This window comes from Amycolatopsis sp. NPDC033938 (genome assembly GCF_055575975.1).
This window is the reverse complement of sequence record NZ_JBVIRO010000003.1, coordinates 168,204-180,235: the sequence shown is the minus strand read 5'-3', so window position 1 is coordinate 180,235 and position 12,032 is coordinate 168,204. Positions and strand designations below refer to the sequence as shown.

14 protein-coding genes and 1 riboswitch are annotated in these 12,032 nt (G+C 68.5%); of the genes, 3 read left to right on the top strand and 11 right to left on the bottom strand.

What is annotated here, in order from left to right:
- Window positions 1-7: 7 nt before the first annotated feature.
- Window positions 8-694 (top strand): hypothetical protein, encoded by a 687-nt coding sequence (locus tag ACZ5ZX_RS10785; protein ID WP_465501780.1) that lies wholly within the window; start codon window positions 8-10, stop codon window positions 692-694.
- 398 nt (window positions 695-1,092) lie between these two features.
- Here the strand turns inward: ACZ5ZX_RS10785 and ACZ5ZX_RS10780 are convergent, their stop codons facing one another.
- Genes ACZ5ZX_RS10780 through ACZ5ZX_RS10770 form a run of 3 tightly spaced genes read right to left on the bottom strand, consistent with a single transcriptional unit; the run spans window position 1,093 to window position 3,297 of the window.
- The gene (locus ACZ5ZX_RS10780; protein ID WP_465501779.1) at window positions 1,093-1,572 is read right to left on the bottom strand and encodes a DinB family protein; all 480 of its coding nucleotides are present in this window, start codon (window positions 1,570-1,572) and stop codon (window positions 1,093-1,095) included.
- Window positions 1,573-1,613: 41 nt separating this feature from the next.
- Complete coding sequence (locus ACZ5ZX_RS10775) at window positions 1,614-2,441, bottom strand: aldo/keto reductase (RefSeq protein WP_465501778.1); 828 nt, start codon at window positions 2,439-2,441, stop codon at window positions 1,614-1,616.
- Between the two features lie 49 nt (window positions 2,442-2,490).
- Complete coding sequence (locus ACZ5ZX_RS10770; RefSeq protein WP_465502161.1) at window positions 2,491-3,297, bottom strand: helix-turn-helix domain-containing protein; 807 nt, start codon at window positions 3,295-3,297, stop codon at window positions 2,491-2,493.
- Between the two features lie 136 nt (window positions 3,298-3,433).
- Between ACZ5ZX_RS10770 and ACZ5ZX_RS10765 the strand changes: the two genes are divergently transcribed.
- Window positions 3,434-3,796: a nuclear transport factor 2 family protein gene (locus ACZ5ZX_RS10765; protein WP_465501777.1), complete on the top strand. Its 363-nt coding sequence runs from the start codon at window positions 3,434-3,436 to the stop codon at window positions 3,794-3,796.
- Window positions 3,797-3,799: 3 nt separating this feature from the next.
- Here ACZ5ZX_RS10765 and gcvP read toward each other — a convergent pair whose 3' ends face one another.
- Both gcvP and ACZ5ZX_RS10755 read right to left on the bottom strand, forming a co-directional pair.
- Entirely contained in the window at window positions 3,800-6,679 is a 2,880-nt protein-coding gene (gene gcvP / locus ACZ5ZX_RS10760; protein ID WP_465501776.1) for an aminomethyl-transferring glycine dehydrogenase, read from the bottom strand.
- 170 nt (window positions 6,680-6,849) lie between these two features.
- Window positions 6,850-6,951: riboswitch (glycine riboswitch) on the bottom strand.
- Window positions 6,952-6,997: 46 nt separating this feature from the next.
- Entirely contained in the window at window positions 6,998-7,579 is a 582-nt protein-coding gene (locus tag ACZ5ZX_RS10755) for a MerR family transcriptional regulator (protein ID WP_044853188.1), read from the bottom strand.
- A 297-nt stretch (window positions 7,580-7,876) separates the two neighbouring features.
- Here ACZ5ZX_RS10755 and ACZ5ZX_RS10750 point away from each other — a divergent pair, with 297 nt between their 5' ends.
- Window positions 7,877-8,491: a TetR/AcrR family transcriptional regulator gene (locus ACZ5ZX_RS10750; protein WP_465502160.1), complete on the top strand. Its 615-nt coding sequence runs from the start codon at window positions 7,877-7,879 to the stop codon at window positions 8,489-8,491.
- Between the two features lie 50 nt (window positions 8,492-8,541).
- Here ACZ5ZX_RS10750 and ACZ5ZX_RS10745 read toward each other — a convergent pair whose 3' ends face one another.
- The 6 genes from ACZ5ZX_RS10745 to ACZ5ZX_RS10720 form a co-directional block, all read right to left on the bottom strand.
- Complete coding sequence (locus tag ACZ5ZX_RS10745) at window positions 8,542-9,015, bottom strand: bifunctional nuclease family protein (RefSeq protein ID WP_005150031.1); 474 nt, start codon at window positions 9,013-9,015, stop codon at window positions 8,542-8,544.
- A gap of 218 nt (window positions 9,016-9,233) precedes the next feature.
- The gene (gene ftsR / locus ACZ5ZX_RS10740) at window positions 9,234-9,995 is read right to left on the bottom strand and encodes a transcriptional regulator FtsR (protein WP_465501775.1); all 762 of its coding nucleotides are present in this window, start codon (window positions 9,993-9,995) and stop codon (window positions 9,234-9,236) included.
- Window positions 9,992-10,459, bottom strand: coding sequence for a glycogen accumulation regulator GarA (garA, locus tag ACZ5ZX_RS10735; RefSeq protein WP_037305121.1), 468 nt, complete (start codon window positions 10,457-10,459; stop codon window positions 9,992-9,994). Before garA ends, ftsR begins: the two co-directional genes overlap by 4 nt.
- A 125-nt stretch (window positions 10,460-10,584) precedes the next feature.
- Window positions 10,585-10,968, bottom strand: coding sequence for a glycine cleavage system protein GcvH (gene gcvH, locus ACZ5ZX_RS10730; RefSeq protein WP_061989543.1), 384 nt, complete (start codon window positions 10,966-10,968; stop codon window positions 10,585-10,587).
- A 64-nt stretch (window positions 10,969-11,032) separates the two neighbouring features.
- Entirely contained in the window at window positions 11,033-11,668 is a 636-nt protein-coding gene (locus ACZ5ZX_RS10725; RefSeq protein ID WP_465501774.1) for a CDP-alcohol phosphatidyltransferase family protein, read from the bottom strand.
- Between the two features lie 37 nt (window positions 11,669-11,705).
- Window positions 11,706-11,939: a hypothetical protein gene (locus ACZ5ZX_RS10720; RefSeq protein ID WP_465501773.1), complete on the bottom strand. Its 234-nt coding sequence runs from the start codon at window positions 11,937-11,939 to the stop codon at window positions 11,706-11,708.
- Window positions 11,940-12,032: the final 93 nt, after the last annotated feature.

Sequence of the window (12,032 nt, the reverse complement as noted above, 5' to 3'; positions counted from 1 at the left end):
GACAACGATGGGGCGACACAGCGTTGCCGAAGAGCCGGTACCGCACCCCCTCGACCCGCCGAAGCGCCCCCAGGGCCGCAGTGAGGCGACCGGCTCGCACCGGATCGTCGGGAAGAAGGCCCCGCGGCGCAGGATCGCCAAGTGGCCCATCGCCTGCCTGGTCCTGGTGGTACTGGTCGCGATCGGAATCTTCGGCTGGAACTGGGCGGACGGAGAGCTCAACACCCGCGCCGAAGCCCAGGCCAAGGGCTGCAGCGCCGGCGAGACCCCGATGCGGGTCGTCGTCACCCCCAGCATCGAGAAGCCGCTCCGCGCGGCGGCCGAGCGCTGGAACAACGCCGCGACCGTGGTCCGCGACCACTGCGTGATCATCCAGATCGACGCGCTGCCCTCGGCGGCCGTGCTCGACGGCCTCGTCGGACGGACGAACCTGGACGCCATCGGCGGTCTTCCCGCCGCCTGGATTCCCGAGTCGTCCTACTGGGTGACGGAACTGAACACCGCCAAGCCCGAACTGGTCGGTTCGCCCGCCCAGTCGGTCGCGACGGCGCGTTCGGCCGACTATCCGCTCGTCGGGCTCGCCGGCAAGACCATCGACGAGGTCCAGATGCGCGCTTCGCAGACGTTCCGGCAGTTCCTGCAGCAGCCCGCCCAGCAGGCCGACTTCGCCGCCGCGGGCATCAAGGCCACCTGAGGTCGCACACAGAAGTACGTGAAGGCCCCCTTCGGCGAACGTGTCGTGTGGCCGGAGGGAGCGGGCTCGCGGACGGGCCCTCACCCGGCTGCTGACTGTCCACAAGAGACACTTTTCGGGACACGTGTGCCCGGTTTGGTCGGCTTGCACGGTTTCGCACGGGGGTCGTGAGTGGCGAATAGGGTTCTAACCCTCATTAGCACTCACGACCCCACGGCGAACCGTACATAGCGACATCAATCGGGCACTCAACCGCCCGGCCGTGTCCCTTGTGGACATTGAAGCCCCGTCGGCGTCCAGAATCAGGCCTGCCTACCTCGGCATCTCCCTGCTCTTCCGTTGATCAAGCTCCGCCAACAGTGCACGCGGCCCCGGGCCTTCACGTACTTCTGAGGTACTCAGCCGGCGAGGAGCTGTTCACGCAGGATGTCGGCGTGCCCGCAGTGGTGGGCCAGTTCCCGCAGAACTTGCAGGTACACCCAGTGAAGCGTGCGCGGTCCGGTCCGGTGGCCGGTCACGACGGTGTCCAAGGGCAGGTCCTTCACCGTCGCGCGGGCCGTGGCGCAGGCTTCCCGGTGGGCCGCGATGACCGAAGCGATGGTGTCGTCGCCGGAGAGCCGGAAGGATTCCTCCGGATCCGGCACCAGGCCGAGTTCCTCGCGCGGTGTACCGCCCACGCATTCCTCGAACCACACCCGCTGCATCCAGGTCACATGCTTGAGCAGCCCGAGCGGCGTCGTCGCCGACGGGACGAGCCGGCGGCGGGCCTGTTCTTCGGTGAGACCGTCGAGCGTCGCCTCGAGAGCGGTGCGGTAGTCCTCGATGAACGCCTCGAGCTGGGTGCGCTCGTCATCCAGTGGCACCTCGAACGGACCCATCAACATCTCCTCTGGGTCTCTTGGGGCAAAGGCCTGCGGGGCTAAACCAGGTCGAAGGTGTCCGGGTCGGGCCCGGTACGGGTGCCGTTGTCGAACTCGGCGAGGGCGGCCAGATCGTCTTCGGCGAGTTCGAAGTCGAAGACGTCGAAATTCTCGCGGATCCGGGACGGCGTCACGGATTTCGGGATGGCCACGGTGCCGAGCTGCAGATGCCAGCGGAGCACCAGCTGTGCCGGGCTCTTGCCGTATTTGGCCGCGAGGGCGGTCAGCGTCGCGTCCGAGAGCAGCGATCCCTGCGCGAGCGGGCTCCAGGCCTCGGTGACGATGCCGTGCTCAGCGTGGAATTCCCGGAGCGCCTTCTGCTGCAACCGGGGATGCAGCTCGACCTGGTTGACCGCCGGCACGATCCCCGTCTCTTCGAACAGCCGACGCAGATGCGGCTCGTGGAAGTTCGAGACGCCGATCGCCCGCACCCGTCCGTCCGCGTAGAGCTTTTCCAGCGCCCGCCACGTTTCGACGTACTTGCCGCGCGTGGGCATCGGCCAGTGGATCAGGTACAGGTCGACCCGGTCCAGGCCCAGCTCCGCCAGGCTGGCGTCGAACGCGCGGAGCGCCTCGTCGTACCCGTGGGCCGGATTCGGCAGTTTCGTGGTGATGAACAGTTCGTCGCGGGGAACGCCCGCCGAGCGGATCGCCTCGCCGACACCGGCTTCGTTGCGGTAGGACGCGGCGGTGTCGATGCTGCGGTACCCGGCTTCGATCGCGGTCCGGACGACCTTGGCCGTATCGCCCGCGGGCACCTGCCAGACACCGAAACCGAGTTGGGGGATGGCTACCTCGTTGTTCAGGACGACGGAAGGCACGGCCATGGATGCAGAATCCTCACTCCGAGTCTGTGGCGGGACTTCTTGCCCCGCATCATTCCACCCCGCGCGCGGCGTACGCGCGCAGATACTCGGCCGTGTCCGCGTCGGCCGGGAAGAAGGACTCGATCACCAGCTCGGCGACCGTGATGTCCAACGGCGTCCCGAACGTGGAAACCGTGCTGAAGAACGTGAGATCCACGCCCTCGTGCCGCAGCCGCAGCGGGACGAAGATGTCACCCGGGCCGGGGACCTCCACCTCGGGGACGGGATCGTCACACGGATAGGCGACCAGCTCCTCCAGCAGCTCTGTCAGCGCCGGATCCGCCGTCTGGGACACCTGGCGCCGCAGCCTGCCGAGCAGATGGGCCCGCCACTCCCCCAGGTTGAGCACATGCGGCGCCATCCCCTCCGGATGCAGGGTCAGCCGGAGGACGTTGACCGGCGCTGTCATCAGGGTGGGCGACACCAGGTCGGTCATGATCGACACGCTCGCGTTGGCGTCGACCAGGTTCCACCCGCGATCCACGACGGCGGCCGGGTACGGCTCGTGACTCGTCATCAGCTGCCGGACGGCCTGGCGTACCGCGGCCAGCTCCGGGTCGCCGAGCCCGCTCTCCGGGTACGCGGGCGCGTACCCCGCCGCCAGTAGCAGCTGGTTGCGTTCCCGCAAGGGCACCTCCAGGTGTTCGCCCAGCCGCAGCACCATGTCGCGGCTGGGCTTGGACCGCCCGGTCTCCACGAAACTCAGGTGCCTGGTCGAGATCTCGGCGGAGATGGCGAGGTCGAGCTGGCTGATCCGGCGGCGATCGCGCCATTCCCGCAGGAGTTCGCCGACAGGGCGGCCCGCGCGGCTCGCCATCACTGTGGTCGTCACGAGCACGAACTTACGCACCGCGTCCGCCGCGCCGCCATTACCTCACGCGTAATCGACGGGACCCACCCCCGGCCGACAGAGTTGCGTCATCGGTTACCCCACAACGAAACAAGGAGACACCATGTCGGACATCCAGCGCGTCGCCGAGCAGTACATCGCCGTGTGGAACGAGACGGACACCGAAAAGCGCCGTGCGCTCATCGCCGAGGTGTTCACCGAGGACACCACCTACACCGACCCGCTCGGCGCGGTCACCGGCCACGACGGTGTCGACGGCTTCATCGCCGGCGCGCAGGCCCAGTTCGCCGGGCTGACCTTCAGCCTGCCCGCCGCCCCCGACGCGCACCACGACATCGCGCGATTCCAGTGGCACCTCAGCGCTCCCGGTGCGGAGGAACCGCTCGCGATCGGCTTCGACGTCATCACCGTCGAGGACGGGCGGATCAAGCAGGTGCTGGGCTTTCTCGACAAGATGCCCGGCTGACGCCTACGCGAAGGCCTCCGGCGGCGGGCAGGAGCAGACGAGGTTGCGGTCACCCGCGGCCCCGTCGATCCGCCGCACCGGGGGCCAGATCTTCGCGGCGGTGAAGCCTGCCGGGAAGACGGCGATCTCCCTGCTGTACGGACGATCCCATTCGCCCGCGAGGCAGCGCGCGGTATGCGGGGCGTTCCGCAGCGGGCTTCCGTCCACCGGCCACTCCCCCGCGGCGATCTTCTCGATCTCACTGCGGATCGCGATCATCGCGTCGCAGAACCGGTCGAGCTCGCCGAGGTCTTCGCTCTCGGTGGGCTCGACCATGAGCGTGCCGGCGACCGGGAACGACATCGTCGGCGCGTGGAGGCCGTAGTCGGCCAGCCGTTTGGCGACGTCGTCGACGGTGACACCGGTCCGTTTGGTCAGCGCGCGGAGATCGAGGATGCATTCGTGTGCCACGAGTCCCTCGTGCCCCGAGTACAGCACCGGGTAGTGCTCCGCGAGGCGCTTGGCGACGTAGTTGGCGTTCGCGACCGCGGTCAGCGTCGCGCGCTTCAGCCCTTCGGGGCCCATCATCCGGATGTAGGCCCAGGAGATCGGCAGGATCGACGCGCTCCCCCACGGCGCGGCGCTGATCGGGCCCACGCCGGTGGCCGGGCCCGCTTCCGGCTGCAAAGGATGGTTCGGCAGGTACGGCGCCAGGTGCGCGCGGACGCCGATCGGGCCGACGCCGGGGCCGCCACCGCCGTGCGGGATGCAGAAGGTCTTGTGCAGGTTGAGATGGGAGACGTCGGCGCCGAACCTCCCGTACTGCGCGACCCCGATCAGCGCGTTCAGGTTCGCCCCGTCGACGTAGACCTGGCCGCCCGCGTCGTGCACCAGCGCGCAGACCTCGCGCACGGTGTCCTCGTACACGCCGTGCGTCGAGGGGTAGGTGATCATGATCGCGGCGAGGTCGTCCGCGTGCTCGTCCACAGTGGACTTCAGGTGGCCGAGGTCGATATTGCCCTCGTCGTCGCATTTCACGACGACCACGCGCATCCCCGCCATCACCGCGCTGGCCGCGTTCGTGCCGTGCGCGCTCGACGGGATCAAGCAGACGTCACGGGCCGCGTTCCCGCGTTCGCGATGGTAGGCGCGGATGGCCAGCAGACCGGCGAACTCGCCCTGACTGCCCGCGTTCGGCTGCAGGGAAACCGCGTCGTAGCCGGTGATCCCGGCCAGCCAGCGCTCCAGGTCCCGCACGATGGCGAGCAGCCCGGCCGCGTCCCCGGCGGGCGCGAACGGGTGCAGACCGGCGAACTCGGGCCAGGTGATCGGCTCCATCTCGGCCGTGGCGTTGAGCTTCATCGTGCACGAGCCGAGCGGGATCATGCTCCGGTCGAGTGCGACGTCCTTGTCGGACAACGCCCGCAGGTACCGCAGCAACGCGGTTTCCGAACGGTGCGCGTGGAAGACGGGATGCGTCAGGTACTCGCTCGTGCGGCGCAGATCCGGCGGGAAGCCGTCGGCGGTGTCCGCGTCGAGGGAGTCCACATCGGACACCGCGACGCCGAACGCCTTCCACACCAGGGAAAGATGCTCGCGGGTGGTCGTCTCGTCACAGGCGATGGCGACGTGATCGGCGTCCACGAGCCGGAGGTTGACGCCGAGTTCCCGTGCCGTGCCGACGATCCCGCCCGCGCGTCCGGGGACAGCGACCATGACGGTGTCGAAGAACTCGCAGTGCACCACGTCCACGCCGTTTTCGGCGAGCCCTGCCGCGAGCACGGTGGCCATCCGGTGCGCGCGGTTCGCGATGGCGCGCAGGCCTTCCGGCCCGTGGTACACCGCGTACATCGACGCGATGACCGCCAGGAGCACCTGCGCGGTGCAGATGTTGCTGGTCGCCTTCTCCCGGCGGATGTGCTGCTCGCGGGTCTGCAGCGCCAGCCGGTAGGCGGGCGCGCCGTCGGCGTCCTTCGACACCCCGACGAGCCTGCCGGGCAACTGGCGTTCGAGCCCCTGGCGCACGGCGAGGTACGCCGCGTGCGGGCCGCCGAAGCCCATCGGCACGCCGAACCGCTGCGTCGACCCGATGGCGACGTCGGCGCCGAGTTCACCCGGCGACCGCAACAAGGTCAGCGCCAGCGGATCCGCGGCCATCACCACGGCGGCACCCAGCGCCTTGGCCTCGGTGATGGTGTGGCCCCATTCGCGGACGACGCCGGAAGCGCCGGGATAGGAAAGCAGCACACCGAAGAAGTCACCGCCGAGACCGAGTCCGGTGATGCCCTGCGAGAGATCCGCGGTCACCAGGTCGATGCCGAGCGGTTCGGCACGGGTGCGCAGGACCTCGATCGTCTGCGGCAGCGTGTCCTCGTCGACCACGAACCGCTTCGACTTCGCCTTGCCCGCCCGGCGGACCAGCGTCATCGCCTCCGCCGCCGCGGTCGCCTCGTCCAGCATCGACGCGTTCGCGATCGGCAGTCCGGTCAGGTCGGCGACCATGGTCTGGAAGTTGAGCAGCGCTTCGAGGCGGCCTTGCGAGATCTCCGGCTGATACGGCGTGTACGCGGTGTACCAGGCCGGGCTCTCCAGCACGTTGCGGCGGATCACCGGCGGGGTCACGGTGTCGTGGTAGCCGAGGCCGATCATCTGGACCATGGGCCGGTTGCGCGCGGCCAGCGCGCGGAGTTCGGCGAGCGCCGCGGTCTCGGTGGCGGGCGGCGGCAGGTCCGGCGGGGTGGCGGATTCCCGCAGCGACGCGGGAACGGCCCGCTCGGCAAGGTCATCGAGAGACGTCACGCCGACGACGTCGAGGATGCGCGCGAGTTCCTCCGGGCCGGGACCGATGTGCCGGTCCGCGAAGGGGGTTCCGGATTCGAGAGCGGCCAGAGACACGGGCTCCATCGGGGACCTCCCAGGACGCGGGGGTGAGGCCGGGACGATTGTCCTGGCCCTCCCCACTCTGTCCGTACTCCCGTGGGAGCGCCTGAGAGTTTCGCCCGAGTGTTGAGCCGGACTTGCACCGTCGGCGGGGCCGCCAGGCTGTGACCTGGCGAACCACTTTCCAGAGGCGTCTCGTCCGCGCGGTCCAGGGTGCCTGAGAGGTTCCGGGGAGGACTTGCTCCTTCGGCGCCGAGCTCAACGGTTATCGACTCGGTCTCTCCCGCGCGGATTCGTCGACCGCGGAAGTGAGCCTACCCTGCCGCCGGCGCGGCTTCATGATCAGCCGGTGCGACGTGCGTTACGGCGCTGCGTGAGTTCGTCCGGGGTGACGGTTTCGATCGTGCCGCCGTCGGCGCGTTCGGCCGGGAACTCGTGGATCGTGCCGCTGATCTCCTGCATCGCGCCGCTGACGGCGATACCGAAGACACCCTGACCGCCCTGCAGTAAATCGACGATCTCTTCGGGCGAGGTGCATTCGTAGACGGTGGTGCCATCGGAGAACAGGGTGACCCTGGCGAGATCACGGACGCCGCGCAGGCGCAGATGGTCGACGGCGACCCGGATGTTCTGCAACGAGACACCGGTGTCCAGCAGCCGCTTGACCACCTTCAGGACGAGGATGTCCTTGAACGAGTACAGCCGCTGCGAACCGGAGCCGTGCGCCGTGCGGATACTCGGCGCGACCAGCTTCGTCCTGGCCCAGTAGTCGAGCTGCCGGTAGGTGATCCCGGCGATCTGACAGGCGGCGGGACCGCGGTAACCGACGAGTTCGTCCGGGAGGGAAGAGTCGGGGAACAGCTCGCCCTGCTCGCCGTCTGCGACCGGAACGAGCGGCTCTTGAGGGCTACCAGCCTCGACCACGCCATGCCTCCCCTCGCCCGACCTGGCGGCCGGCGAACAAAGCCGCGCGGACCCATGTGAGCCCGCACCGGAGTGAACCGTCAAGACGGATGCCCCAGACATCCGAATCACACCTTGGCGATTTACCTCCATTGACGGTAAGCGTGTCCGGCAAAGCGGTCAACGCGACGCGCGGTCGGCCTCAAGCTCTTCTTGAGACTTGCCGTGAGCGGTCCCCCGAACGGCCGCAGGCTTGCCACTTTTACTCGGCCGTGTTAATTTTTACTCATGCAAGTAACACCGTCCACGCAAAGTGCCCTGCAAGAGGTGCAGGCAGAACTCGGGCTGTCGGTCACGGAGGCCGCGCGGCGGGCCCAGATCATCAGCGCCACGATCGCGACGATCGCCGAGCTCGGGTACCACAAGACGTCGTTCGCGAAGATCAAGGAGCGGGCCGGGCTGTCCAGCACCCGGATCATCTCTTACCACTTCACCAACAAGGCGGGCCTGATGCAGGCCGTGGTCACCACCGCGACCGGGATGAAGGACAAGTTCCTCGAAGAGCGGACCCAGGGCACGACCGACCGGGCCGGGCTGCTGCGCGGCTACATCGAGTCGGAGATCGCGTTCCTCGGCTCGTACCCGGAACTGGTGCGGGTCATGGTCGAGATGGCTTCGAGCGGATCCGACGCGGAGGGCTGGTTCATGTCGGCCCCGATCGTCGAGGAGTTCCGCACCGGCCGGCTCGAACGCCAGCTACGGCAGGGACAGCGGGAAGGCGCTTTCGGCGATTTCGCGCCGGACGTGATGGCGCTGTCGATCGCGCAGGCCATCGACGGTGTCGCCGCGAAGTTCGCGGCGGATCCGAAGCTGGATCTGGAGCGGTACGGCCGGGAACTGGCGGATCTGTTCACGCGGGCGACCGCGGCCTGAGTGGTGAGTGGTGATGACGGTTCTCACCGTCATCACCACTCACGAGCCGATCACGTATCCGCGCCGCGGAAGTCCTCCGGCGAGACGGAGTCGAGGAACTCGCGGAACTTCTCGACCTCGTCCTCCTGCTCGTCGGGGATGATGAGGCCCGCTTCCTCCAGCACCGCGTCCACGGCGTGGATCGGGACCCCCACCCGCAGCGCCAGCGCCACCGAATCGCTCGGCCGCGCCGAAACCCGGATATCCCCGTCGAAGACCAGTTCCGCGAAGAACGTGCCTTCCTTCAGGTCGGTGATGACGACCTGCTCCAGCTCTCGGCCCAACGCTCCGATGACCTCTTTGAGCAGGTCATGGGTGAGCGGACGGGCCGGGCGGACTCCCTGCTGCTCCAAGGCGATGGCGGTGGCCTCGACCGAGCCGATCCAGATCGGCAGGTAGCGCTCGCCTTCGGTTTCCCGCAGCAACAAGATCGGCTGATTCGCGGGTAACTCCACCCGCACGCCGACGACGCGCATCTCGCTCATCGGGCTTCGCCTCCCTCTCGTGCGCACGGGCTGCAACGCTTGTCTCGACGACCAAGCGACGGCGATCCCGACGCTACCCGTCTTCCGAGCGCTGTGCTCGCTGTCCAGACATTCTCGGTTCGCTCGCGGCAAACCCGACTCTCACGGTACGGCATAGGGTGCCGAACATTCAGTCATTGACAAGTGACCTCACAACGGATTCGGCTCCCCGGAGCCGCTCAGCCGCCCGTGACGGCCCGTATTCCGGCCTTCACCAAGAGCGTATGTAACGCCACGGTCAGCGCGGCGAGCTCGCGGACGACCTCGTCGCCCCTCGCTTGCGCGTCCTCGTCACGGTGTCGATACACCGGGGTCACGATCTGCTCCAGCAGGCCGACTTCGCGGTCGGCCGCGGCCCGGAAGGCACGCAGATGTCTCGGCTCGATACCGAATTCGGTCATCGCCTTCACGGTCTTCGCCACGAGGACCGCGTCGGGGTCGAAGAACCCCGCCGCTCCTGGGCGGACGAGACCGTATTGCCGCAGCTCAGCCAGGGTGGCGGCGTCGATGCCCGCCTGGCGGAGCAGATCTTCCTCGGTCAGTCTCAGCTCGCGGTCGCTCTCGAAATCCCCGGGGGACGGCAGTCCGCCGTTCTCCCCCGGGGCTTCGAGCGAAACGAGTTTCCGCGGCGGCTTGGGCCCCACCGCCGACGGCGCGGCGCCCTGATCCGCCGCGTCCAGCTGTTCCTTGATGACCTTCAGCGGAAGGTAGTGATCCCGCTGGGCGGACAGGACGAACCGCAACCGCTCCACGTCCGCCGGAGCGAACTGCCGGTACCCGGACGGGGTCCGGCCCGGCTGGACCAGACCCTCCGCCTCGAGGAACCGGATCTTGGAGATGGTGACATCGGGAAAGTCGCCGCGCAGCTGTGCCAGCACGGCCCCGATGCTCAACCCATCGCGCTGCGACGCATCCCGATCAGGCCGCCCGGCCGCCGTCACTGTGCCCCCTGGCCCCCGTGACCCGGGCCGGTCAGGAAGACCAGGCGGAACTTGCCGATCTGGACCTCGTCGCCACCGGCGAGGACGGCCTGGTCGACCGGCTCGCGGTTGACGTAGGTGCCGTTGAGGCTGCCGACGTCGATGACGACGAACTCGCCACCCTCACGGCGGAACTCCGCGTGCCGCCGGGAGACCGTGACGTCGTCGAGGAAGATGTCGCTGTCCGGATGCCGTCCCGCACTGGTGGTGTCGCGGTCCAGCAGGAAGCGCGAACCCGCGTTCGGGCCCCGCTTGACGACCAGCAGGGCGGAACCCGCGGGCAGCGCGTCCACACCCTGGACAGGGGCCTCGGCAGCCGGAGGAGCCTCAGTGCCTTCGACGTCGGCCAGGAAGTCGGCCCGGAAGACAGAAGTCCGCTCCGGAGACTGCTCCGGGGGAACGCCGGGCCCGTCGTTCGTGCTCACCTGAGCTCTCCTAACGCATGTGTGTTGCCACTACTCAAGAACGTGTAGAGGACAAACGTACCGTGCCTGATCGAATCTCCGGTCCGCGGCTCCCCCTACTCGGAGCGGACGGCCGCGGCCTGCGGCTATTCCTTGATCAGCGCCTGGTAGGCCTCGGCCTCGAGCAGGGAATCCACCGTGCTCGCGTCGTCGAGGCGGAGCTCGATCAGCCAGCCCTCGCCGTAGGGGTCGCTGTTGATCAGCTCGGGCGACTCGGTCACCGCGTCGTTGACCGCGACCACCTCGCCGTCGAGCGGGGCGAACAGCTCCGAAACGCTCTTGGTCGATTCGACCTCGCCGAACGCGTCACCCGCGCCGACCTGCTTGCCGACCTCTGGCAGCTCGACGAACACCACGTCACCGAGCTGATCCTGCGCGTACTCCGTGATGCCCACGCGCACGAGCCCTCCGTCGCGCACGGAGACCCACTCGTGCTCCTCGGTGTAGCGCAGTTCTTCTGGAGTGGACAACGCCGCTCCCCTTTCTGGGTGCCCTCACTCGAAACCGACGCGCGAAGTTTCGCATCCCGCCGGGTCACGCGCCCGGCGCCTCCCGCAACGCGGGCGTTTCGGCCGAACGCAGCGCTCGCACGGTCTGTACGACGTACAACACGCCCGAATAGACGTACAGCACCGCACCCCAGGCCGTGAAGGCGTACCCGATCGGGCGGGCGATCGCGGCGATGTCGGATCCACCCTGGGTGAGCAGCAGGAACGGGAAGGCGTACATCAGCACGAAGGTGGCGCCCTTGCCGATGTAGGTGACCTCCGGCGGGGCGAAGCCGCGGTGGCGCAGGAGCAGCACGCAGACGCCCAGTACGGCCTCGCGGACGACCAGGGGGACCACCAGCCACCACGGGACGATGTCGCGGATCAGGAAGGCGACGAGCGTCGCGAGGATGTAGAGCCGGTCGGCGGCGGGGTCGAGCAGCTGCCCGAGCCGCGACATCTGGTTGAGCCAGCGGGCGAGTTTGCCGTCGAGCCAGTCGGTGAGCGCGCTGAACACGAGCAGCGCGAGCGCCCAGCCGTCCTCCTTCGGGCCGAGGAGCAGCCACAGGAAGACCGGCACCCCGGCGAGCCGGAGGATCGAAAGCATGTTGGGAACGTTCAGGGCCTGCCGCAGCAAAGAGGGCTCTTCGCTGGTCACGCTCGGTTCGGGGGGCGTACTCACCAGCGCAGCCTATCCAGCGACGGCAGGTCCTCCGGCGTCAGCTGGCCCGGGTGTGGCTCCAGCCGCGGCGTTGCAGGTCCGCGCTGGTCAGCGCCACGGGCCTGCCCCGGTGGTCGGTACCCATCCAGCGGGTGTGCCCGGCGGAACTCTCGAGGACGTACGGGCGGCCGCCGCACCAGACGACGGTGCACGGTGCCGTGGGGGGCAGCTCCGCGCTCGCCGGTGCGGTGGCCTCGAATGACGCGGGATCGTTCTGTTCGTCGGTCTTCATCGCTCTCACGGTTTCGGGTGACGGGGACTGGGACACGCCGGAGCGCTTACTTGTCTTTTCGGCAGAACAGGGGCGGGCGTTAACGGTCCGGCC

Bases quoted from the DNA above. Each gene is read 5' to 3' on its own strand.
- ACZ5ZX_RS10785 (WP_465501780.1), top strand. From the start codon at position 8: ATGGGGCGACACAGCGTTGCCGAAGAGCCGGTACCGCACCCCCTCGAC.
- ACZ5ZX_RS10775 (WP_465501778.1), bottom strand. From the start codon at position 2,441: ATGGCCGTGCCTTCCGTCGTCCTGAACAACGAGGTAGCCATCCCCCAA.
- ACZ5ZX_RS10745 (WP_005150031.1), bottom strand. From the start codon at position 9,015: ATGAGCGAGATGCGCGTCGTCGGCGTGCGGGTGGAGTTACCCGCGAAT.
- ACZ5ZX_RS10770 (WP_465502161.1), bottom strand. From the start codon at position 3,297: ATGGCGAGCCGCGCGGGCCGCCCTGTCGGCGAACTCCTGCGGGAATGG.
- ACZ5ZX_RS10780 (WP_465501779.1), bottom strand. From the start codon at position 1,572: ATGGGTCCGTTCGAGGTGCCACTGGATGACGAGCGCACCCAGCTCGAG.
- ACZ5ZX_RS10765 (WP_465501777.1), top strand. From the start codon at position 3,434: ATGTCGGACATCCAGCGCGTCGCCGAGCAGTACATCGCCGTGTGGAAC.
- ACZ5ZX_RS10720 (WP_465501773.1), bottom strand. From the start codon at position 11,939: ATGAAGACCGACGAACAGAACGATCCCGCGTCATTCGAGGCCACCGCA.
- gcvP (WP_465501776.1), bottom strand. From the start codon at position 6,679: ATGGAGCCCGTGTCTCTGGCCGCTCTCGAATCCGGAACCCCCTTCGCG.